The sequence below is a fragment of the Pseudoalteromonas sp. H71 genome (assembly GCF_001468485.1).
Taxonomy (GTDB): domain Bacteria; phylum Pseudomonadota; class Gammaproteobacteria; order Enterobacterales; family Alteromonadaceae; genus Pseudoalteromonas.
Window position 1 is genome coordinate 412,418 of sequence record NZ_LODI01000001.1, and the last position, 23,498, is coordinate 435,915.

23 protein-coding genes are annotated in these 23,498 nt (G+C 38.6%); 7 read left to right on the plus strand and 16 right to left on the minus strand.

Annotation, left to right across the window (positions count from 1 at the left end):
- A partial coding sequence (locus ATS71_RS01955) for a class 1 fructose-bisphosphatase (protein ID WP_235591397.1) occupies window positions 1–904 on the plus strand: 904 nt, incomplete at its 5' end.
- A 63-nt stretch (window positions 905–967) separates the two neighbouring features.
- On the opposite strand, the gene ATS71_RS01960 is transcribed toward ATS71_RS01955, so the two are convergent.
- Complete coding sequence (locus tag ATS71_RS01960; RefSeq protein WP_058403286.1) at window positions 968–1,294, minus strand: hypothetical protein; 327 nt, start codon at window positions 1,292–1,294, stop codon at window positions 968–970.
- 43 nt (window positions 1,295–1,337) lie between these two features.
- Here ATS71_RS01960 and ATS71_RS01965 point away from each other — a divergent pair, with 43 nt between their 5' ends.
- Window positions 1,338–1,697 (plus strand): DUF5522 domain-containing protein, encoded by a 360-nt coding sequence (locus ATS71_RS01965; protein WP_058403287.1) that lies wholly within the window; start codon window positions 1,338–1,340, stop codon window positions 1,695–1,697.
- 277 nt (window positions 1,698–1,974) lie between these two features.
- Here the strand turns inward: ATS71_RS01965 and ATS71_RS01970 are convergent, their stop codons facing one another.
- The 8 genes from ATS71_RS01970 to ATS71_RS02005 all read right to left on the minus strand — a co-directional run bounded on the left by ATS71_RS01970 (window position 1,975) and on the right by ATS71_RS02005 (window position 9,874).
- Window positions 1,975–2,805 carry a sulfurtransferase gene (locus ATS71_RS01970; protein ID WP_058403288.1) on the minus strand — a complete coding sequence of 277 codons (831 nt, stop codon included), beginning with the start codon at window positions 2,803–2,805 and terminating at the stop codon, window positions 1,975–1,977.
- Between the two features lie 80 nt (window positions 2,806–2,885).
- Complete coding sequence (locus ATS71_RS01975; RefSeq protein ID WP_058403289.1) at window positions 2,886–3,281, minus strand: adenylyltransferase/cytidyltransferase family protein; 396 nt, start codon at window positions 3,279–3,281, stop codon at window positions 2,886–2,888.
- Complete coding sequence (locus ATS71_RS01980) at window positions 3,278–4,345, minus strand: CDP-glycerol glycerophosphotransferase family protein (RefSeq protein WP_058403290.1); 1,068 nt, start codon at window positions 4,343–4,345, stop codon at window positions 3,278–3,280. The genes ATS71_RS01975 and ATS71_RS01980 overlap by 4 nt, the downstream gene beginning before the upstream one ends.
- Window positions 4,346–4,432: 87 nt before the next feature.
- Window positions 4,433–4,858 (minus strand): group I truncated hemoglobin, encoded by a 426-nt coding sequence (locus tag ATS71_RS01985; RefSeq protein WP_058403291.1) that lies wholly within the window; start codon window positions 4,856–4,858, stop codon window positions 4,433–4,435.
- Complete coding sequence (locus tag ATS71_RS01990; protein WP_058403292.1) at window positions 4,858–5,691, minus strand: DUF3034 family protein; 834 nt, start codon at window positions 5,689–5,691, stop codon at window positions 4,858–4,860. Before ATS71_RS01990 ends, ATS71_RS01985 begins: the two co-directional genes overlap by 1 nt.
- Window positions 5,678–7,993 carry a bifunctional diguanylate cyclase/phosphodiesterase gene (locus ATS71_RS01995; protein WP_058403293.1) on the minus strand — a complete coding sequence of 772 codons (2,316 nt, stop codon included), beginning with the start codon at window positions 7,991–7,993 and terminating at the stop codon, window positions 5,678–5,680. Before ATS71_RS01995 ends, ATS71_RS01990 begins: the two co-directional genes overlap by 14 nt.
- Entirely contained in the window at window positions 7,983–8,648 is a 666-nt protein-coding gene (locus tag ATS71_RS02000; protein ID WP_058403294.1) for a methylamine utilization protein, read from the minus strand. Before ATS71_RS02000 ends, ATS71_RS01995 begins: the two co-directional genes overlap by 11 nt.
- A gap of 122 nt (window positions 8,649–8,770) precedes the next feature.
- The gene (locus ATS71_RS02005) at window positions 8,771–9,874 is read right to left on the minus strand and encodes a phosphoribosylaminoimidazolesuccinocarboxamide synthase (protein WP_058403295.1); all 1,104 of its coding nucleotides are present in this window, start codon (window positions 9,872–9,874) and stop codon (window positions 8,771–8,773) included.
- Window positions 9,875–10,074: 200 nt separating this feature from the next.
- Here ATS71_RS02005 and ATS71_RS02010 point away from each other — a divergent pair, with 200 nt between their 5' ends.
- Genes ATS71_RS02010 through ATS71_RS02025 form a run of 4 tightly spaced genes read left to right on the plus strand, consistent with a single transcriptional unit; the run spans window position 10,075 to window position 13,662 of the window.
- The gene (locus tag ATS71_RS02010; RefSeq protein WP_201020851.1) at window positions 10,075–11,148 is read left to right on the plus strand and encodes a CDP-glycerol glycerophosphotransferase family protein; all 1,074 of its coding nucleotides are present in this window, start codon (window positions 10,075–10,077) and stop codon (window positions 11,146–11,148) included.
- Window positions 11,149–11,156: 8 nt separating this feature from the next.
- A complete protein-coding gene (locus tag ATS71_RS02015) occupies window positions 11,157–11,843 on the plus strand; it encodes an ABC transporter ATP-binding protein (protein ID WP_058403340.1) in 687 nt (228 codons plus the stop codon).
- Window positions 11,840–13,147 carry an ABC transporter permease gene (locus tag ATS71_RS02020; protein WP_058403296.1) on the plus strand — a complete coding sequence of 436 codons (1,308 nt, stop codon included), beginning with the start codon at window positions 11,840–11,842 and terminating at the stop codon, window positions 13,145–13,147. Before ATS71_RS02015 ends, ATS71_RS02020 begins: the two co-directional genes overlap by 4 nt.
- 14 nt (window positions 13,148–13,161) lie before the next feature.
- Window positions 13,162–13,662, plus strand: a complete 501-nt coding sequence (locus ATS71_RS02025) for a DUF3299 domain-containing protein (RefSeq protein WP_058403297.1) — start codon at window positions 13,162–13,164, stop codon at window positions 13,660–13,662.
- A gap of 127 nt (window positions 13,663–13,789) precedes the next feature.
- Here ATS71_RS02025 and ATS71_RS02030 read toward each other — a convergent pair whose 3' ends face one another.
- Both ATS71_RS02030 and ATS71_RS02035 read right to left on the minus strand, forming a co-directional pair.
- Window positions 13,790–14,134 (minus strand): four helix bundle protein, encoded by a 345-nt coding sequence (locus ATS71_RS02030; RefSeq protein WP_058403298.1) that lies wholly within the window; start codon window positions 14,132–14,134, stop codon window positions 13,790–13,792.
- Between the two features lie 215 nt (window positions 14,135–14,349).
- Window positions 14,350–14,823, minus strand: a complete 474-nt coding sequence (locus ATS71_RS02035) for a peroxiredoxin (RefSeq protein ID WP_058403299.1) — start codon at window positions 14,821–14,823, stop codon at window positions 14,350–14,352.
- Between the two features lie 1,058 nt (window positions 14,824–15,881).
- Between ATS71_RS02035 and ATS71_RS02040 the strand changes: the two genes are divergently transcribed.
- The gene (locus ATS71_RS02040) at window positions 15,882–17,324 is read left to right on the plus strand and encodes a capsule assembly Wzi family protein (RefSeq protein ID WP_058403300.1); all 1,443 of its coding nucleotides are present in this window, start codon (window positions 15,882–15,884) and stop codon (window positions 17,322–17,324) included.
- 888 nt (window positions 17,325–18,212) lie between these two features.
- Here ATS71_RS02040 and galU read toward each other — a convergent pair.
- The 5 genes from galU to ATS71_RS02065 all read right to left on the minus strand — a co-directional run bounded on the left by galU (window position 18,213) and on the right by ATS71_RS02065 (window position 23,486).
- A complete protein-coding gene (gene galU, locus ATS71_RS02045) occupies window positions 18,213–19,133 on the minus strand; it encodes a UTP--glucose-1-phosphate uridylyltransferase GalU (protein ID WP_058403301.1) in 921 nt (306 codons plus the stop codon).
- Window positions 19,134–19,268: 135 nt separating this feature from the next.
- Window positions 19,269–20,273, minus strand: coding sequence for an NAD-dependent epimerase (locus ATS71_RS02050; protein WP_058403302.1), 1,005 nt, complete (start codon window positions 20,271–20,273; stop codon window positions 19,269–19,271).
- A gap of 105 nt (window positions 20,274–20,378) precedes the next feature.
- A complete protein-coding gene (locus ATS71_RS02055; RefSeq protein WP_058403303.1) occupies window positions 20,379–20,726 on the minus strand; it encodes a four helix bundle protein in 348 nt (115 codons plus the stop codon).
- A gap of 90 nt (window positions 20,727–20,816) precedes the next feature.
- Window positions 20,817–21,983: a nucleotide sugar dehydrogenase gene (locus tag ATS71_RS02060; protein WP_058403304.1), complete on the minus strand. Its 1,167-nt coding sequence runs from the start codon at window positions 21,981–21,983 to the stop codon at window positions 20,817–20,819.
- 216 nt (window positions 21,984–22,199) lie between these two features.
- Complete coding sequence (locus tag ATS71_RS02065; protein WP_058403305.1) at window positions 22,200–23,486, minus strand: phenylacetate--CoA ligase family protein; 1,287 nt, start codon at window positions 23,484–23,486, stop codon at window positions 22,200–22,202.
- Window positions 23,487–23,498 lie beyond the last annotated feature (12 nt).

Genomic DNA, 23,498 nt, shown 5'->3' on the forward strand with positions numbered 1-23,498 from the left:
AACTATTTTAGCGGCATGTAAAGAAATATCGTTTCGTGTTGGCCAAGGTGCGCTTTCTGGCGTATTGGGCTCAACACTTGATGAAAACATTCAAGGCGAAACTCAAAAAAAGCTCGATGTATTATCTAACCAGCTATTAAAAGATATTTTACTGGAGTCGGGCACCGTTAAAGCCATTGCCTCTGAAGAAGAAGACTACACCGTTGCAGGTAACCCCGATGCTAAATATATTGTGGCATTTGATCCACTAGATGGTTCGTCAAACACCGATATTAACTCGCTGGTAGGGACTATATTTTCAATTATGGAAGCGCCTGAAGGTTCAGATGCAGCAGACGAAAGTATTTTTATGCAGCCTGGCCATAAACAGGTTGCAGCAGGTTACGTACTTTACGGCCCATCAACTATGTTGGCACTCAGTACAGGTAAAGGCACGCGTATGTTCACCCTTGATAAAACCCAAGGTAGCTTTTTACTAACAGAAGACTTTGCCACAATACCTGCAGATACTAACGAGTTTGCTATTAATGCGTCTAATCAACGCCATTGGCAACCCGCTATGCAAAACTATATAAATGATTTGTTAGAAGGCGATACAGGCCCTCGCGCTAAAAACTTTAATATGCGTTGGATTGCAGCCATGGTGGGCGATGTTCATCGCGTTTTAAGCCGAGGCGGTGTATTTACTTACCCAACCGATACAAAAGATCCTAACAAACCTAATAAACTGCGCTTGCTTTACGAAGCAAACCCGATGGCTATGCTAGTAGAGCAAGCCGGCGGCATTGCCTCAACAGGATCTGAACGTATTATGGACATTCAACCAAACGCTATCCACCAGCGTGTAGCGGTTATTTTAGGATCTAAAAACGAAGTAGAAACCTGCTTGGGATACCATAAGTAAACACGTTGTCAAAAATACTAAAACCGCATTTAATTTAAATGCGGTTTTAAGCTAAACTAAACTTTAGTCCTTTAACAGTGCCCGTATTTTTTCAAGCTTTTGGTGATCAAGCTCGCCCATTTGTTCGCTGTTGCTTAGCGCATAAATAACGCCTTCGTGTTCAGCACAATCAACATCTTCTCGTGACTCAATCACGTTAGCCCAAAGTTCTAAGTCATCTAGGTCTATTTCACCGCTTAAACAGCGTTCGATTACATCAACTAACACATCTGTTTTTAATGTATATAAGGGGGCTTGATCATAGGCAGGCGTTGATACAATAACCGATATTGCATCATCTCTTTGCACTGAAAACGTAATAAATTCTGCTAACGCTTTTTGTATATTCATAATATTTGTTATTCTTGGCGCTCTACTGTTGATAAGAACTAAAATGACTCAAACAAACTGCAGCCAATGTAATACAGCGCTTAACTGTAATGTAAATAATATAACCGCATGTTGGTGTAACCAACTCCCCGCTATTTTACCTCTAGACGCAGCTGCAACAAGCTGTTTGTGCCAACCATGTACACTAAATAAAATTAATCACTACCTTGAAGAGCTATATACCCAACCAATTAAAGATCAAATTGCGTTTGCAAAAGCATTTAGAGGAAACGATAACTTAATTGAAGAACTCGACTACACCATGCAAAATGGCTACATGGTATTTAGTAAATGGTTTTTTTTAAAGCGAGGAACCTGTTGTAAAAATGGCTGTAAAAACTGCCCGTATGGATACAAACTGTAAAAAGTTTCAAAGTGAATAAAACATTATTATCACCACAGAGAAGACAAGGAGCAGTGCAGGAGAAGACAAGGAGCAGTGCAGGAGAAGTGACTTGTAATAGTATATTTTTCTGTGTAGCGCGCAGCTCTTCTATGTTCTCGGTGGTAATAAACATTTAAAGTAACCCACACTTAGGCGTGAAGCTTGCTCACGCAAAAGGTTGTTAACGTAACTATATAAAATTAAACGCGCCAGCAAGCAAGGCGCCTACACAAATTGCTCGTTATGGTATTTTCGCTTATACATCTTTGGTTATCGGCAATGAATCACTTGCGCCCCATTCACTCCAAGAGCCGTCATAAACACTTAAGTTTTTGTAGCCACATTCATCAGCAAATAAAGCTAAAACACATGCCGTAATACCAGAGCCACAACTAAATTGAAGATGCTGTACATTGCCTACAGCGTATGCAAACTTTGCTTTTATATCCTCAAAAGATTTTGCTTCACCATCAGATAATAAATCCAAAAAAGGCAACGAACGGCTTTGGGGTATATGCCCACTTCGCATACCTTTTCGAGGTTCGGTCTCTTGACCAGTAAAGCGTTTATAGGCACGCGCATCTAACAATACCGTATTGGTATCGTCTATTGCTGCTAATACTTGCTGGCTGCCAATAAAGTAGCTTGGGTTATAACTTGCTTCAAAATCACCACCCATTAAAGCCTCACTATAACCTTGCTGAACTGCATAGCCGCAAGCTAACCACTTTTTAAGGCCGCCACTTAATACTTTTACATTGTGGTGCCCCATGGCTTTTAGCATCCACCACGCTCTTGCAGCACTAAATAAGCCTTGATCTTCATAAACAACAATAAACGAATCGTGGTTTACGCCCGACTGCTGCATAACCTGTGTAAACTGCTGTGCATTACACATTGTACTTGGTAGCGGGTTTGATCTATCTGCCAGCTCATTTTTTATGTCAAACCGCTTTGCGTTTGGCAGCATAGCTTCAGGCTTATAAGAGCCTAAAACACCAGGGCGCAGCATACCCGCATCAAACAAAACTAGAGCAGGGTCATTTAGCCTTTTGTGTAATTGTTGGCAAGTTATTAGATTTTTGATTTGATACCCTTTTAATAATGAGGCTTATAAGGTTTGGAGCATTAACCGAAATAGTGCTGAACAATCGCTCTTATAAGTTTTTATGAGGGGTTACGAACTACTTCAATTATTTCCGTGGTTGAAATAGAAGGTGTTCTAGCTAAATATTTTACGTCACATAACGTCTTAAAGTTATCGAATTTACCAGCCCAATCGTCCCCCATAACTAACAAATCTGCATCATGTTGTTTTATATAATCGCCTTTGAGCTCAAGGGAATGCTCTATAAAAATTTCATCAACACAGCGTAAAGAGCTAATTATTTTAACCCTATCGCTTTCACTGTAGACAGGAGCTCTACCCTTTTTTTGCATATTGAGTGCATCTGATGATATGCCAACAATTAAATAATCACCTAAAGATTTAGCGCGTTCTAAAATATTAATATGGCCGACATGAACAATATCAAAGGTACCAAATGTAATAACTCGTTTCATTCATAACTCTCTAAGTAATTAACTATACGCTCAGCGCAATTGCCATCTATTTTGCCTGCAAGCTGCTCAATAATTTTTTTTCGGTTAAATCTGAATTCTTCAGATTCCGAGCCACACAATTGAACTGCAGATACCACATCGCTGAATTGTTCAGCCCTTTGACAAATTTTGTGAAAATAATTTATGTCCTCATCAAGCCGTGCCTTAAAACGATAAGAAAATATGCCTCTATAATTCCATCGTAACTTGTAAAAGTCACACCATACAACAGGCTTATCCAGAGCTGCAAACTCAAATATAGCAGATGACGCGTCTGATAACATTATGTCCGCAATGGCTAAAAAAGGCGTTAAGTTAAATTCGCTTTCGCTTGTTAAATAAACATTATTATATTTTTGCCAACGCATGATTTTATTTTTTTGTTTTTTATAACGAGGTTTAGACAAACTAAAAAAGTGCGGTTTTATAATGATATTATAATCGGGAAAATACTCTGGAAAGTCATCGTTCATACACTCAATAGAGCTAGGATAAAAAGTGGGGGCATATAAAAGTGTTGGCTTATTTTCATCTAAACCCAACCTAGACAAATCAATTTTTTCGACTGAGTTATTAATAATTGGATCTAATTTCGCATAGCCAGTATCAACAAAATTACCATTTGGGTATAAGTTTTCTAACCGTTTTAAGCGATGCTCACCTTCAACAAAGCGAACAGTAGTCGTTGTGTTTGATACATCGTAGTAGCAGCTTTTTGGACCTATGCCGTGCTGCATTAATACACTTTTATTATTGAGCTTATCAACGTCTAAAAATGCATTACCAAACACAACCCAATCACATTCAACACCCTGATAAAAATCTAATGTATTTGATTTATCTTCCAGCCAAATTGCTTTTATTGAATGTTCAACAGCGAATGTCTCGCAAATATCTATAAATTGCTTCTCTTGAGATCTATAAAATACTAATGCGCATTGATGACCTCTATGTGATAATTTTTCAATTACAGGTATATATTGAGGTAAATAATAAATATGCTGGACGTCGAAATATACAAACATGAAAAATATACAATAAAGTAACAATATTATCCATTGTACATAACTAATGGCTTGTATTGTAGGTAAACAGAAAATAATGTTTATCCGCTATATGTTAATAATATCGGCTCTTAATGGCGCCGTTTTTGACAAAATTTTATTCTGGATAGGGTGAGAAATATTTTGCTCATTCATGGCATTCACTAATAAATCAACAACATGATTAAAATCTTTTTCTGTTATGTTCATCCCGGTGTGTATGTCTACCATTGAATCACCTACATAACTATATTTACACGGGCCATCGGTAAGCATGCACATATGTAAAATAAAACCTTGACGAAAATGCGCTATATTTGCGTGCTCAAAGTAGTGAAATACTTGTTCGTCATTGCCTATTTGATTAATAAAGCTATCAATTAGTTTTTCTATGCCGGCGTTGCCACCGACTTGGTAATATAAAGTAGGTGGAGCTTTATTTGCACAGCCCATTAAAATACCAACACATAAAATCCCAACTGCAATTAACTTCATTACCAATACACTGTGACAGATAAATACCAACCCGTTTGATCGTCTGCGCCTGCAATACGTCCTAAATCTAAATACGCAGCTGTTACACTGATGTTTTTGTTAGGCATCCAGGCAACAAAAACATCGTTCCAATCCTGCTCGCTCAAGTTTAAATTATTTGCCTTTTGACGATACTCAATACCCACTGCCAATTCGCGACTTAAAAATACCGCGGTGCTACCTTCAAATAAAAACTTGCTCTGTGCATTTGTACCACCAAAGCCTAATAAGCCAAGCTCATTCGCTTCGCTATAGCGTGTTGTTACGTTCCAAAACCAGTTATAACCTGCAAGTGCACCTAAGTGAAGCTTACTGGCAGCCAAGTAATAATCTGTACCGCTTGTATCCTCTGCGCCAACAAGTTTGGCTACGGTGCCGTCATCTAGCGACTTATGTTGGATACCTAAACTTAATTGCGGCCATTGGCTGTAAACAATATCACCATATAAACGTATTTTTGCACTGGTAATAGATTGCTCTATTTCTGTGTTAAGCGCAGGTACGTCAAAATGCTGAATTGCGTAACTTAGCTCCACTCGATTAAATAAGTTTAATTGCGCACCACATACATTTAATGCGTAGTCGCTTACATCGGCTCGACTACAAAAACCATTTACCGAAAATTCATCTTCGCTCGCATACCCGGCAAGCTGAGCCCAAGGCACAATGCCGCCGCCGCCGCTACCTTCAATTTGTGATACGCCAGGTGTTGCTAATAATTTCCCGCTGCTTGCAAAAATAGGCAAACTTATTAGCAATAAAACACAGGCAAATAAAAACCTAATTTTTAACATAGTATTCTTCTAGCCATTGTTCTAGTAACTCTGCTTTTAAAGGCCGGCTAAGGTAGTAACCTTGCGCATGGTCGCATTGCATTGTTTTGAGTAAAGCTAACGACTCTTCGGTTTCTACTCCTTCAGCCACCACCGAAAAACCTAATTGATGCCCCAGCGTAATTGACGATTGCACTATAAATTGATCTTTTTGCGACGCATCTAGCTTTAAAATAAAACACTTATCGAGCTTAAGTTCATCAATAGGCAGCATTTTTAAACGCCCCAACGATGTTTGCCCTACCCCGTAATCGTCAAGCGATATTTTAACGCCAATTTGCTTTAAATCTTTAAGCGCTTTTATGCCCTTTTCTTCGTTTTCTATCATGTCGCGTTCAGTTAATTCAATAGTGATTAACCTTGCATCCACATTATGCTTTTTAAGCGTCGCCACCAACGCGGCATGAAAACCCGGAAACGCAATATCCTGAGCAGATACGTTTATAGCTGCTTGCAGCTCAATGCCCTTCGACTTCCAATCGGCAACTTGCGCAACAACGGTATTTATTACCCATGCAGTTAGCTCAACAATAAGCCCTGAACGCTCAGCTAAATCAATAAACAACTCAGGGTTAACCCAGCTACCATCTTTACGTTGCCAACGAATAAGTGACTCAACCTTGTCTATTTTTTGGGTTTGCATATGCAACTTAGGTTGGTATGTCATAAACAACTGACCATCGTCGTCGCTAATCGCTTGTTTTAATTCATCAAGCATAATTAAACGATCTAAATGGGCCTCGTCTTCGCCATCTTGGTAATAATGTATATGATTTTGATTATTTGCCGCATTTTCTACGGCAATAAGTACTCGTCTTACCAAGTCGTCACTGGCGGTTCCTTGAGATGGGTACTGCAATACCCCGGTACTAAACTGTAAGTTAATTTTTAACGTTTGAATGGTATAACACTGTTGAAGCCTAGCAATTAACCCCTCTATTCCACATTTTTTCTCGCTAACCGCGGTGCTTGGAAATACCGTTAAAAACTCATCGCCGCCAATACGCGCATGCATTCCACCGAACTCATCCGAAAACTCACTAATTCTGCATGCTACAGTTTTTATACACTCATCGCCAATACGTGGGTCCAGCTTATCGTTTATATGTCGTAAACCCTTTATGTCTATTGCTACAAGCGTATATTGGATGGATTCGCTTAATTCGTTGTCTAGCACTTCTAACATTGCAGAACGATTATAAAAGCCAGTTAACGCATCGTGACGCGCCTGAAAACTAATTTGCTGTTCACGCTTGTTAATGTCGTTACCCATGTTGTCGAACGCGGTTACTAAGGTCGTTATTTCTGTGCTTTGCTTTTTATCTTTAAACTCAAAGTTATAATTACCTTGTGCAAACTGCTTTGCAATCACAACCAACTGAGAAAGCGGCGTTGTTAAGTTGTTAGCCAATAAGCTACTGGTAACAACACCCACAAACATAGTTAAGATAGACAAAATGATAAGAGTAAAAAATAGCTTTTCAAAATCGCTATAGCTTTGTGTTAAATCGGCACTTAACAAAATAATAATGGGATGGGTCGCTAAAGACGCTAAATTAATATCTCGGTTTTGGTAAACTGGGTACTCACCAAATATTCTTGTAGTGGTCGTGTTGTTAAAATAACTCACCGGTTCAAATGGCGTTGGGCGCGCATCTAGCGAGCTAATAACTAAGTTGTCGGCACTGCCTACAAAACTAACGTCCATGCCTGTTAGGCTTTTAAGCTCGCTTGCAACACTGTCGTCTATTTTAAAGCCCACTAAACTGTAAGCTATGGTTCTTGGAGCTTTTACAGGTAATAAAATAACCTGGTAAAGCTCATTGTTTAACACTACAAATGTGGATTGCTCTTGTGCGTTAAATAGCTCTGCGAGTAAAGGGCGCAAGTCGTCTTCAAAGGCTCCCTGCTCTAAATTTGATGAAATTAGCTGACCCGATAAATCTATAAGCAACATTAATTGCGCGTCTATCCGTTGGCTGTGGTTATACAAAACACTGCTTATTGTATCGGCATCGCGTGTTGCAACCGCTTGCTTAAAACCAAAATCGGCGGTGAGTACCTTAGCTGCAGTTAACAATAAGCTTTCTTTTGAGGTTAAATATTGCTTATAAACGTTTTGCGCAACACTTATATCTTGCTCTACTTTTTGTTCTTGAAACTGACTTGTTGACCACCAAAAACTAGCAACACTCACCAGCGTTGTTAATAACACTAGCCCTACGCAAAGTATGGTAATTCGGTTTTTTAAACTATGCGTCATTACCAGCCTTAAATTTGCTGCCAAAAGTGTTTCTTGGTGCGGGTGTAGATGTGTTTACAGTAACGGTATGTTTATTTTTAGCATTCAATTTAATAATTTTTTTATTCTCCAATGGTGCGGTTTGCAAAGCGTGCCATACGCTCAACTCAATTGGTAATTGGTTATTTGGCAAGGTCACTTTGCCCTGCTTGTTTGTTTTGTAAACATGCTTACTACCTGCCACATATATATAGCCAACCATAGAATCGTGAATATTACACCCTAATACAACCACGCCTTGATTATCAAAAGTAATCGGTGCTTTGGTTTGGCCTGAATATAACTTTAGCTGAAAAGGCTTAGCTTGCGAGAAAGAATACACATGATGGCGAATATTATCGCTGTTAGGAAAATCAACTTGTTGCCCTTTTTGTACTATTAAAAGTTCAGGCATAAACTGTTTATGAACTTGGTCCATAGTGGCCAATGGAAGGTTTGGTTGAGCTAATTGCTCGGCGTTAAAGTGTAGCTCAACAACGGTATTTTCTAATTTATTACCGTGCTGATCTTCTATTACCAACTCCAGTGCAGCGGCGTTAGAAAAGTAACCAAAAAACAACCCCATGGCTAAAAAACGGCAACTTTTAGTTATTTTTTGCAAACCACGTTCAAACATAACACCACCTAACTATTAACGTTAGGTTAAGGTAATTAATTAAAGGGGTTAATTGCAAGGAATATAGCCCAGTAACTAAAAATAAAAAATAAGCTACTGGGGTTTTTAATACTAAATCATGACTATTTTACAATTAAGCCATAATCAGCATCTAAAATAGAAATAACCTCTTGGCGCGGATCCTCAGGAATAGTAATTGCCTCACCAACAATTTTACTAGCAATGCCCACATAAGTATTAGACACTTCAAGCATAACTGATTCAGGTAAAATATACTCCTTTGCTAATTTTTCGCGCTCAGCCATGCGATCTTTATTTAGTAATACATCGCTTTCTGGCACATTATTAATTAACAGCTGGCGAAAGCCTTCTTTAGAGTTTTCAACAATGTTACCTTCTCGGTATGCAGCACCATCCCAAATGCGCGACGAATCGGGTGTACCTACTTCGTCGATATAAATAAGCTGTTGTGCACCGTTCAAATCTTCTACGTAACCAAATTCAAATTTAGTGTCTACAAAAATTTGGTCAAGCTTGGCAAGCTCTTTACTAATTAAGCCAAAACCCTCTACTAACAGCTTTTCGTATTTAGCTACGTCGTCTGCCGACTTAAAATTAAACACATCTAAGTTGTTAGTTATATTTTCGCGGGTAATGTTTACATCGTCTACTGGCGGAATATCGGCAACGCCTTCAATAATACCTTTAGTTGACGGGGTGATTAGTACGTTTTCTAATTTTTGGTTCGCGTTTAAGCCCTCAGGCAACTCTATACCGCAAAAGTTACGTGTCCCTTTAGCGTAATCACGCCACATACTACCGGTAATATATTGGCGCGCTATCGCCTCTACTTTAACTGTGCTTGCTTTACGTACTATCCATACATACGGGTGTGGAATATCAACAATATGATTACCAGCAAGGCCTGCCTCATCAAATAACCTAAACCAGTAAGATGCAACCGTATTAAGCGCTATACCCTTACCTGGCACGCCATTTAAACCGTTTTCACCTTGCCAAATACAATCAAACGCAGAAATACGGTCTGAAATAACCATAATAGCCAGCTCGGTACCTGCGGGTACTTTGTACTCTTTTTCTTTGATGAGTCGCGCGCTGTCTTCGTCTGTTAGCCAATAAACTGAACGGACTTTACCACTGTGTACTTCACCTTTGGTTCGAATGGGTAAATCATCGTTTACGTCTAAAACTTTATAGCTAGTCATGCTATCTCCGGGGTTAGGGATGCTCTATGAGCAAAGTATGGTATGGGGTTATGTGCGGTATGATAATCCAGCCAACTTCAAAGCTCAATCGTGGGCTAAAAACTAAATAGCCTGAACTTTGGTTAAGAGATTCACCAAGAATATTTATATGGCTGTCACAATCGGGTAAACTGGCTATGCTAACGAGTCGAGGAGCTAGCTTGAACTACCTAACCACCACCAAAAATAAAAAGTACTTAATGTATATATCTCAAAATTATTCATACGCAATTTTGAGACCTATTCAGGCGGCCATATTAGCGAATGGAGGCCAAGTGCGCTGGTTTTTACAAGGTAGTTCAGTAAATCCTAACTTTTTAACACCCGATGAAATACGCCTTAATTCAATAGACGATATTCACAACTGGAAACCCGACGCTACATTCGCACCGGCCAATTTAATTCCTACGTTTTTTCCGGGTATTAAAGTCGGTGTGTTTCATGGTTTTGACGCCGGAAAACTTGATAAAAAAGGCAACAACGACCACCTAAAAGCAAGGGGCTGCTTTGACCTTTACTGCACCCAAGGCCCAAATACCACAGCGCCATTTAAAGCCTTACAAAAAAAGCTGGGGTATTTTAAAGTAACCGAAACGGGCTGGCCAACGCTCGACCGTTTATTTACCGGTGAATTGCAAACCCCTTACACCAGTAAAACCGACACGCGCCCTACACTTTTAATTTGTTCAACTTTTTCAAAACGTTTATCACTTGCACCTAAACTTTACGAGCAAATAAAACACTTTAGCGAAACAGGAAAGTGGCGCATATTAATGCAGTTTCATCCTAAAATGCCGCTTGAACTTGTTAATAAATACAAAGCGCTGAGTAATCAAAATTTAACGTTTATTGAAACCGACGACGTAGTCCCCTTATTAAAGTCGGCCGATGTAATGCTATGTGATACCTCATCGGTACTTTTAATGTTTATAGTGCAACGCAAGCCGGTGGTGACCTTTTGTAATAACGCCCCAGACAAACACTTACTAAACGTAACAGATCCAAATAAGCTAGAAGACGCGTTAGACCTTGCTTTTACTTACCCTAAAACATTGATGCAAAATATAGAAAGCTATTGCCAACAGCTGCATCCATACACAGACGGTAAGTCAAGTGAGCGAGTAGTCGCTGCAACCAATGAGTTTTTACTGAGTGACGATAAACTAAAACCTAAGCCGTTTAATATTATTAGGCAGTTTAAAACACGCAAAAATCTTAATTATTGGAAATGGTAAACCAAACAATGATAAGCCTTAATAACGTTACTTTTAAATGGCATAAAAACGATGAAACGCCCACGCTAACTATTAGCAAGTTGAATATAGAAAAAGGCCAACACGTTTTTTTACATGGCCCAAGTGGTTCGGGTAAATCAACGCTACTTGCCTTATTGGCCGGTATAAATACAGCCACCAGCGGCAATGTCACGTTACTAAACCACACCTTAAATACCCTAAGTAACACCCAGCGAGATATATTTAGAGCTGACCACATTGGTATTATTTTTCAAAACTTTAACTTACTCCCTTACTTATCACCTATTGAAAACGTAATACTGGGCTGCCAATTTTCAAAAAAGCGCCAACAAAAAGCATTAAGCCACTCAACTACCTTAAGTAATGAGGCTACCCGGCTATTAAACGCGCTGGGTTTAACCGAGCAATACCATACTAAAAATGTGGCAGAACTAAGCATTGGACAACAACAACGTGTAGCTGCCGCACGCGCATTTATTGGTAACCCAGAAATTATAATTGCCGACGAGCCAACTTCAGCCCTTGATACACAAAACCGCGAAAGCTTTATTAATTTATTGTTTGAACAAGCGAGTAATACAAACAGCACACTGATATTTGTAAGCCACGACGAAAACTTAAAGCCGCTATTTAATCGCTCAATCGACTTAGTCAGTTTGCAGGGGGCATTATGATCCTTACAAAATTGGCCTTTAAAAGCTTATTAAATAGACGTGCAAGTGTTGTTTTAACGCTGTTTACCATTGCCGTTAGCGTTATGTTATTGCTAAGTATTGAACGTATTAGAGTTGATGCTAAAAGCAGTTTTAGCAATACTATTTCGGGCACCGATTTAATTGTAGGAGCACGCACTGGCGATATTCAATTACTGCTTTCATCGGTATTTAGAATTGGCCACACCAATAATGGCGTAAGCTGGCAAAGCTACAAATACATAACAAGCCAACGCGGGGTAAAATGGAGCATCCCCATTAGCCTTGGCGACAGCCACAAAGGCCAAGCCGTTTTAGGCACATCACCCGATTACTTTACCCATTACCGCTTTGCTAAAAAACAACCTTTGAGTTTTAGTGCAGGCAACCCTTTTAGCACTATTCACGGTGTGGTATTGGGTAGCGAAGTAGCTACAAAACTAGGCTACAAACTGGGCGATAGCATTATAATATCCCATGGTATGGGCAATACCAGCTTTCATCATCACAACGACAACCCGTTTGAAGTAGTCGGTATTTTAAATCCAACAGGCACACCGGTTGATAAAACACTGCACATACCGCTTGCCGCTATTGATTTAATTCATGGCGGTAACGCAAGCCATGAGCACCATGAGCACGATGAGCACGATGAGCACGATGAGCACGATGAGCACGATGAGCACGATGAGCACGATGAGCACGATGAGCATAACAACTTAATTGGCCACCCAAAACAAATCACTGCATTTTTAATGGGATTTGATTCGCCTTTATACACGCTACAAATTAGGCGCAACATCAATCAGTATAGGCCAGAGGCCTTATTAGCCATTATGCCAACCGTTACGCTAAAAGACTTATGGGAAATGCTCGCCATTGTTGAAAAAATACTGCTACTTTTCTCATTTGTTGTTGTGCTAGTAAGCCTGCTTGGTATGCTAACCACGTTGCTTGCAAACCTTAATCAACGCCGTCGCGAACTTGCTATACTGCGTTCGGTTGGCGCAAGGCCTTGGCAGGTATTTACACTTATAAGTATGGAGTCGTTGCTTACAACGTTTTTAGGATGCGTGGTTGGGTGTGCATTATTTTATTGCGCCCTACTTTTAGGAGCCGACTACCTACAAAGCCATGCCGGCATTAGTGTAAATATAGCCATGCTTTCACGCTATGAACTCACCCTTATAGGCGTTATTATGGCGGCGGGTTTTATTATTGGTTTAATACCAGCCACTCGTGCTTATTTTTACTCACTCAGCGACGGCATGAGTATAAAAACATAATTTTCAGGAATTTTATGACACTTTTTAAAACGGCTTTTAATACCTTATGTGTATTAAGCTTAGCTATTATCACCTTTACAAGTAATGCTAATCCACCTAAAGAAATTTTTTGGGAAGACCTAATCCCTAAAGGTCATGTGCAAATTGATACCCAAGCACAAGCGAACCACGAAGGCAGCGATCAAAACTGGGTACAACCCGATTTAGATGCCCCCGTAGTAAAAGAGTTAAACGGGCAATCGGTTAGCTTACCCGGCTTTGTTGTACCACTCGAGGGCGATAGCGAAGTAATCACCGAGTTTTTACTAGTACCGTATTTTGGCGCCTGCATACATGTACCACCGCCACCACCTAACCAGCTTGTGCATGTAACTATAAAAGGCGGCGTACCAATCGAAAGCCTTTACGATGCCATTGTCGTCACCGGTGTCATTACAACAGAAACCTGGTCAGGCGAATTAGCGCAGGTAGGTTACAAAATGAAAGCAGTCGGCGTAGCGCCGTTTGAGCTTTGAAAAAGTTTTCAGTTTTCAGTTTTCAGTTTTCAGTTTTCAGTTTTCAGTTTTCAGTTTTCAGTTTTCAGTTTTCAGTTTTCAGTTTTCAGTTTTCAGTGCGAAGAATGAATAGCTAAACACTCTAAGGTTAACTGTTATCAAACTTATTTTTAAGGCTTGTTAACATGGCAGCTAATTCTTTTGTTTCTGTTATCCATTGTTGGCTTGTTGACTTATTTAGGTAACCTATTTCTGTGCCTATGTATATCTGCGTTCTAGCTTCTGCAAGAGAAGCCCTAGCTATATCTATAAATCTACTTTTCTCTTTATAACTTTCTCTACACACACCTTCTGCGATATTACTGGGTACTGAAAGGCCTGAGCGTGTTAATTGATCTCTAAACCCATAGTCTTTTATATCTGCTGTAAACCTGTAAATATCTACACTGAGACGTGCAGATCGTTTCCATACATCTAAATTTTCAAAATTCATTAGTGTTACTTTTGTTTATACCATTTTTACTAGCTTAGTTTTTAATATGTTAATAACAAATAGCTAACTAAATTCGCCTAAAATAAATCTAAAATTTATTAATTACTGACATCTAATCACTAATATCTAAAAACTTCTATCTGATAACTAGCCACTAACCACTGACAACTGACTTCTAATAACTGATAACTAAAAACTGACAACTAAATGCAGCCTTAAAGCTTTTCTAAAACATGCTCTGCGCGGCTTACTGTAAACTCTTTACCTGCTTCTACAAATAACCCAGTAACAACCGCGTTATCTACAATCATTGCGTAACGTGAAGAGCGAATACCACCAAAGCCTGCGGTATCTTTTTCAAGCCCAAGCGCTTTAGTAAAGCTTGCGTCACCATCGGCTAGCATTAAAATTTCTTTAGCGTTTTGCGAGTCGCCCCATGCTTTCATTACAAATGCGTCGTTAACCGACACACAATAAATAGCATCAACCCCTTTTGCTTTAATTTTATCAGCAAGCGTAATAAATTCAGGTAAGTGCGCATTTGAACACGTTGGTGTAAACGCCCCTGGCACAGCAAATAAAACCACTTTTTTGCCATCAAACAGTTCTTTATTAGTTAGCGTTTGCATACCTTCGCTTGCTAGCTGCGTAAGTGTAACTTCTGGTAAGTTTTGGCCTTGCTCAATCATGATGAATCCTTAAAAATATAAATAACGAATAGCCCATAGCATAGTGGACTTTGCTAATAGGCGCAGCTTTATTATTAAAAGCATAAATACAAATTTTTCACACAATATATATTAAGATATAAGTTAGAGTGCTCATTTACACACTATATAGCGTCGCGTTTAATTTACATATGGTCACATTAACAACCTTTTGCGTGAGCAAGCTTCACGCAAAGTATAAAGGCAAGTACCAGCCCAAATATATAACACCCCACAAAAACGCGGCGTAACGTCACTACTATAATCCAACCCTCTAAAGCGCAGCGTCTCTTACCCTCTTTGTGAATAATCGGCTTTTAAAAACATAATGCACAAAGAGAAGCGAATGAGGAGCAAATGAGAAAACCAAAGCCAATTAGTTTAAGTTATTTTTTCTCGATACACTACGGCGCGTTTTTTGTAGGCGCCTTGCTTGCTGGCGGGTTTAATTTACACATATTTTATTAACAATTTTCGCGTGAGCAAGCTTCACGCCTACGTTGAGATAATCTAGGGATTTAATTACCACCGAGAGCACCGAAGCACTGCGCGCTACACTGAGAAGAACGCAACGGTTGATTGGTTTTAAAATCACTTCTTCTGCACTGGTCCTTGTCTTCTCTGTGGTGATAATAATGTCTTTTTTTCTTTATCAACTAGGTACAGCTCCCAAGTTACAAAACAAGTTTGACCACCGATCGCACCGAAGCGCTGCGCGCTACACTGAGAAGAGCGTAATACAATATATTTGTTTTAAATGACTTCTCCTGCACTGCTCCTTGTCTTCTCTGTGGTGAATAAGTCACTTTTGTAAATAACGCTCATCAATACAAACCTTAATGGCTATTCTGATAACTGCCGCCAACTTAAACTGAAAACTAACATCTATAATTGCCAACTAATATCTAGAAACTTCAACCTTATAACTAGCAACTTAAAACCACTTCCTATAAACGCTTTTTTCTTTCTTACTAACGTATTTATTGCTAACCTCGCATTAACGTATTTACTTACTATAAAAATTGGCAAACGGAATAATTATGCTCAAAAAAACATCGTTACTTATAGCATTAGCATTAAGTGCAAACGCTTTAGCAAAGGGAGGCGTATCGCCATATTTACCTTTAAACCAAGCACCAGAGTTAGAGCATAATGTAGAGCGCCTTTTAGCGGTAAGTAAAAATACCCACATTATGAGCAAGCCCTATAAAGCGCACGATATATACAACGTACTACAAACCATAAGGCATAGTTACCCAGAGCTCTATCAAACTCTGTCGTACCAAATAAGCCCGTATATACAAAGTGATGCAGGCACATTTGCTAAAGTAACCCTTGCTGCTGGTACAAAAAACAAAACACTACCCAATCAACGCGGGCAAACCACTAAAACCAACTTAATTGTTGAAGGTGGCGCTTACGCTAACTTTGGACGTTACTTTGGTGTAAGTGTGGCAGGCATTGCAAACGAAAACGAAATACTCCCAACCCAAAGTTTTATTTACCTAGGTAATAAATACGCACAGCTCGATATAGGCTACCGAGAACATTGGTATTCGCCTTTTAACGACAGCGCCATGCTATTAAGCACACATGCTAAAACAACGCCGTCACTTACCATAAGTAATGTTGAACCAATAACCAGCTTTAACATTCGGTACGATATGTTTATTAGTAAAATGACCGAGCAGCGTGGAATTTTAAAAGAAGGCAAACAAAGTGGGGTAGAAAGAGTATATGAACCAGGCAAGCCTTATTTATACGGCTTACATATTAGTTTTGCAGCAACAGATAACTTAACTATTGGACTAAGCCGCTTAATGCAATTTGGTGGGGGGCCGCGTAGCGTAACCTTAAAAGATTTTGCTGAAGGTTTTTTTACACCCGGCGCTAAAGATAACGTAGGCAGCAACGATGCTGATGAATTTGGTGAAAACTTTGAGCTGGGTGATCAGTTAGGATCAATCACCTTTGAGTACAATAACAGCCTATTTGATTTACCGTATGAGATTTATAGTGAAATAGCCCTTGAAGACACACTCGGTGGCTCTCGTAATAATGCTTATAGTTTTGGGCTTTATTTACCCTTCGTTGCAAACAATCACAGCTTGCGTTTTGAACACAGTAATTGGCAAAAGCTTTGGTATGCTAACGGTTTATACTTAGACGGTAACCGCAACTCAGGCAACGTAATTGGCCACTGGGGGGGGGATGAGCACGACTATACAGACTACACTCCAGCAAAATCGATGAGTATTAACTGGCATTGGCAGCTTAGTGCTAAAGAGGGCTTGAATACAACGTTACGTGGCCTTAAAAATAAATATGACGGCTATAATACAAGTTACGAACTCCAAACAGCTTATATACGTAAATTAAACAAACCTATTTGGGGCGCTAAAAGCCTAGGCGCTGAGCTCTACCTAGGTAAAGATGTGTATGGCGAGGCATTTTCAAGAATCGCTTTCTCCGCTAGCTTTTAAATTTGAAAGCGCGAATTTATTTCGCGCTTTCAAAAGCGATATAATACCTATCCAAAACTAAACTTCCTAAAGACCAGCAGAGTACCCAAGCTTGTTTTTGTAGGCGCGTTGTTTGCTGGCGCGTTTAATTTATACATAGTCACATTAACAACCTTTTGCGTGAGCAAGCTTCACCCCTACGTTAAGATAATTTAGGGATTTAATTACCACCGAGCACACCGAGGCGCTGCGCGCTACACAGAGGGAACATACTATTTTCTAGTATCTTCTCCTTTACTTCCCCATGTCTTCTCTGTGGTGATAATAATATTTTTATTTACTTTATAAATCAGGTACAAACCTAACCACAAAACAATTTCTACCACCGAGCGCACTGAGGCGCTGTGCACTACACTGAGAAGAGCGCAATACAATACACTTTGTTTAAAATGACTTCTCCTGCACTGCTCCTTGTCTTCTCTGTGGTGATAAAAATGTTTTATTTACTTTATAAATCAGGTACAAACCTAACCACAAAACAATTTCTACCACCTAGGGCACCGGGGCACCGGGGCACTGCACGCTACACTGAGGAAACATACTATTTTCTAGTATCTTCTCCTGTACTTCTCCTTGTCTTCTCTGTGGTGATAATAATGTTTTATTTACTTTACCATTTAGGTAAAAAATTTAACCACTAGACAATTTTGACCACCGAGAGCACTGCGCGCTACACAGAGGAAATATACTATTTTCTAGTATCTTCTCCTTTACTTCTTCTTGTCTTCTCTGTGGTGATAATAATGTCTTATTCACTTTATTAACCAAATACAAAACTTGTCTAAAAAACAAAAAAACCGTGTTTAAATTAAACACGGTTTAATAATTTTAGAATAACTAAAGCTATTTTTACAAATTAACCACATTATTGAGCGCTGGTGCATTTTCACCATTCACTAATGCATTTAAATGCTGTGCAAATTCTTTACCCAGCTTTTCATCACGCATACCATATTCAACAATTGCCTTTAAATAACCCAGCTTGTCGCCACAGTCGTGCGCGCGGCCACTCATATGAAATGCCTCAACCGTTTCTTGCGCCATTAACGCATCAATCGAGTCAGTTAATTGTATTTCGCCACCCGCCCCTACTGGGGTTTTAGCAAGTAATGGCCAAATATTTTTACTTAATACATAACGGCCAACTACAGCTAGGTTTGAAGGCGCAACATCAACATCCGGCTTTTCAACCATAGTTTTAATTTTAGCGCTTTCGCCAGGAGCTAATTGCACACCATTAATATCGGCAATACCGTATTTACTTACATCATCCATAGCCACAGGCTCAAGCATAATTTGGCTTGCTGCGGTTTCATTAAAACGAGCGATCATAGCGGCAAGGTTTTCTGTTTTTTGGTTAGCCGTGTACGCATCAAGTATTACATCGGGTAGCACAACTACAAAATCGTCATTCCCTACAATGGGCTTTGCACATAAAATAGCATGCCCCAAGCCTTTAGCCTCACCTTGGCGAACGTGCATAATGGTCACATCACTAGGGCAAATAGAGCGCACTTCTTCAAGTAATGTGCGTTTAACACGTTTTTCAAGTGTTGCTTCAAGCTCGTAGCTGGTATCAAAATGGTTTTCAATCGCGTTTTTAGAGCTATGAGTAACTAAAACAACCTCTTTAATGCCTGCAGCTACACACTCATTAACAATGTATTGAATAAGAGGCTTATCAACAATAGGAAGCATTTCTTTAGGGATTGCTTTGGTCATGGGTAGCATACGCGTGCCAAGGCCAGCAACAGGAATTACAGCTTTCATGGGTAGTCCTTTATTTTTAAATTAATTATTTTTAAATTAACAGATTAAATGTAGATAGAAGATGAATAAAAAATACATTGTCAGTTAATTAAAAACACACCTTCATGTAAAGCTGTGTTTTTTAACTTATAAAGCTTATTTATAAAAGCTTTTATACCACTTAATTAACTCGCTAACGCCTTGTTTAACACCTACTTGAGCTTTATAACCCGTGGCATTAAACAAGTCTTGCGTGTCGGCGTAAGTTTTATACACATCACCCGCCTGCATTTCACGGAAGTTTTTGCTTGCCTCTGTACCAAGCTCGGCCTCAATTGCTTCAATAAACTTCATAAGGTTTATTGGACTACCGTGGCCAATATTATAAACCGCATAAGGAGCTGAGCTTGTAGCAGGCGAGCCGCTTTCTACACGCCAGCTTGGGTTTGCTTTAGGTATAACATCGGCAGCACGTATAACACCTTCTACAATATCGTCAATATAAGTAAAGTCGCGCCACATATCACCATTGTTGTTTATATCAATAGTATCGCCGTCGAGTATTTTTTTAGTAAAAATATACGGTGCCATATCTGGGCGACCCCATGGGCCATAAACCGTAAAAAAGCGTAAACCTGTGGTTGGTAAACTATATAAATGAGAATAGCTATGTGCCATTAGCTCATTTGCTTTTTTAGTTGCCGCATAAAACGATACAGGGTGATCAACACTATCGGTTGTTTCAAATGGTGTTTTTTCGTTTAGGCCATAAACAGAGCTAGATGATGCATAAACAAGGTGCTTAACTTTGTTATGCCTACACCCTTCAAGCACATTTAAGTGCCCTACTAAGTTAGAGTCGGCGTAGGCATCTGGGTTTTCTATTGAATAACGTACACCCGCTTGCGCAGCCAAGTGTATTACTTTATCAAACTGCTGAGCTGCAAATAACTCACTCATTGCTTCACGTTCGCTTATATCAAGCTTAATAAACGTAAAATTATCGTGGCTTTCAAACTGCGCCAAACGTGCAAGCTTTAAATTTACATCGTAATAATCATTTAGGTTATCAATACCTATAACCACATGGCCAGCCGCCAATAATTTTTGACACGATGCTGCACCAATAAAACCTGCAGCACCTGTAACTAAATACTTCATAATTTCCTAATTTTTAAACTGATAAAATTGAAAGTTGAAAGTTGAAAGTTGAAAGTTGAAAGTTGAAAGTTGAAAGTTGAAAGTTGAAAGTTGAAGACTAAAAACCTAATCCCAAGTTTCAATCGTTTTAATTAAGGAAGATATCATTTTTGACAACTGCCTAGACTCTTCTATCCAGATTTCTGCTGTTTTTGTATCAACCTCACCAATTTTTAAGGCAATATATAACTGTGAACGAAGCTCTCCACAGCTACCTTTAGAGTAAGAGAGAAAACGGCAGTAATCTTTAGCTGTCTTTCTCTCATAACCCTCAGCAATATTTGATGAAATTGATAATGCTGAGCGTGTAATTTGATCTTTTAAACCAAATTGCTTACTAGTCTTAAAATAAATAAAAACTTCACAAGCTAAGTCAGCAGAGCGTTGCCAAACGTTTAAGTCTTCAAATTGCACAACGCCCCCGACTATAAATTAACTATAGTTTTTACTTACCTTTAATCTTAAGCTTTTAGCCTTTAACCTTTAGTCTTTAAACTATGTTTATTAATCACTACCAAATAAATCACGCGTATACACTTTATCTGCAATATCGCTTAGCTCTTCAACCATACGGTTAGAAACCACAACGTCAGATATCTGCTTAAACTCATTTAAGTCTTTTATTACGCGTGAGTGGTAAAACTCGTTTTCTTCAAGCACTGGCTCAAATACAACAACTTCAATACCTTTGGCTTTAATGCGCTTCATAATGCCCTGAATGGCAGACGCTCTAAAGTTATCTGAGCCCGTTTTCATTACTAAGCGATAAACACCCACAATTTTCGGGCTGCGTTTAATGATTGAATCAGCAATAAAGTCTTTCCGAGTTGTGTTTGCATCTACAATTGCGCCAATAATATTATTTGGTACGTTTTGGTAGTTAGCACGTAGTTGCTTAGTGTCTTTTGGTAAACAATAGCCACCATACCCGAACGATGGGTTGTTATAATGGCTGCCAATACGTGGGTCTAACCCAACGCCTTGTATAATTTGCTTGCTGTTTAAACCGTGTGCTTCTGCGTAACTATCAAGCTCATTAAAATACGCAACGCGCATAGCTAAGTAAGTGTTAGAAAATAACTTAATAGCTTCAGCTTCAGTTGAGTCAGTAAATAACACTTCAACATCTTGCTTAATAGCGCCTTGCTTAAGTAAATTAGCAAAAACAGTTGCACGTTCGCTTTGCTCACCTACAACAATACGTGACGGATGTAAGTTATCGTAAAGGGCTTTGCCTTCACGTAAAAACTCCGGCGAAAATATTAAGTTTTCTGCGTTAAGTTGCTTTTTAATATCAGCTGTAAATCCTACTGGAATAGTCGACTTAATCACCATAACCGCATTAGGGTTATGCGCTATAGCATCTTTAATTACAGCTTCAACAGAGCTGGTATTAAAGTAATTGTTTTCAACATCGTAGTCTGTTGGCGTTGCTATAATTACGTAATCAGCATTTTTGTAAGCTGCTACTTTGTCGGTAGTGGCTGTAAAATTTAAATCACTGCGTGTTAAAAATTCACTAATTTCAGTATCAACAATAGGCGATTGTTTATTATTGAGTAATGCTATTTTTTGCTCGTCAATATCAAGTGCAACCACTTCGTTATGTTGCGATAAAAGCATAGCGTTCGAAAGGCCTACATAGCCCGTACCAACCACGGCAATTTTCATGTTATTCCTTTAAAGTTTAGTTAGTAATTAATAGTGTGATTTTATCAGACTTGTATAGCATTAGGTATTAGATTTAATCTTTCAGTTATTTTCCGGCCGAGAGTTTTTTCTGCTAAGCCAAAATGACGCATAAAAAGCTTATTACTGCAAAGTAATAAATAAGCACTAAAAACAGCTCAAACATAAAATAAGGCAACATTTAGAATTGAAAAGACCTTAATCAATAAAACTTTCAAAGTCCTTGAGTTTGCGCCCTTTCACCCTAACTGTAGCTTTTTCCACGTATTCACATTTAATATCATCTTTAAAATATTTACCAAACTCGCTATCTAGCAAGCTAATCAGACGCTCCGTAACTTCCACCTCTAAGTAAACAGTAAGAAAACCAATAGTTGATTGTTCGCAACGATAAGTTAATTCTAAACCAGAGCTTAAAGCGATATTTTTGAAAATATAATAAAGAGTTAGCGAAGGGTATTTATTATTAAAACCAATGATATTTTTACCTACCCTTCCGGTCACTTCTTTTAATACCTTATGTTTTCTACCACAATCACATTCGATATCTGAAAGTTCTATATAATCACCTAGATCATACCGTATTGTAGGAAAGGACATAGCAACTAAATTTGTTACTATAGCTTTGCCATCAATACACTCCACAATACAAGTTTCTTCATTTAAATGCATATTTCCCTCTGGGCATTCAAATGCAATTATTCCAGATTCAGCAGAGCCATACTCACTAATAATTTTTTGGCCAAAAGCCTTGAGGGTCTCACTACTATAATGTGGATATATTTTTTCAGATGTACCTTTAATCAATTTTATATTCGTGAGGTTAACACCCTTTTTATTAGCGAGTTTTGCAACCTCATAAATCATTGAGCTATAGCCCTCTAAATACCTTGCTCGTTTACACTTATTTAAAAACTTATCTAAGTCATTATCTGAATAGGAAAAAAGGCGAAAACGACATAATAAGAAGTCGAACAGCTTTGTTTTTAATCTATGTAAAAAAACAAAGTTAAACCCCCAGAAATAGCCATTGCGATCCCATGGTGATATTGAAAACCAACTCAAGCCTCTATTTATAGATGATCTATTGTAAGAATCCCAAACCTCATCCTTATAAAAAGTTAAGGCTTGGCCTGTTGATCCTGAGGTTTCAGAAAAAAACTTTTTCTTAAACTTGAATGAGTTAGTTGTATGAATTTCTGAGTTAAATTTGATTAAGTCATCTTTTGAAAGGATTGGAATTTTACTTAAAACATCTAAATTGATAGGCTCTAATAATGGATTAAACCCTACTTTATCAAAAGACTTCCTGTAGTAAGCTGAATGTTGATAACAGAACTTCAAAAGAATAGTTAATTTTCTTTGTTGCAAATCATGAAGCTCTTCACTTGAATAAAACTCCGATTCTTTAAGAGCTTCATAACATTTATCTATACTAGGGTTTCTAATTAAACATCCAACCCTGTAAATAAATTTTCTTAACATGCTATTCCATAA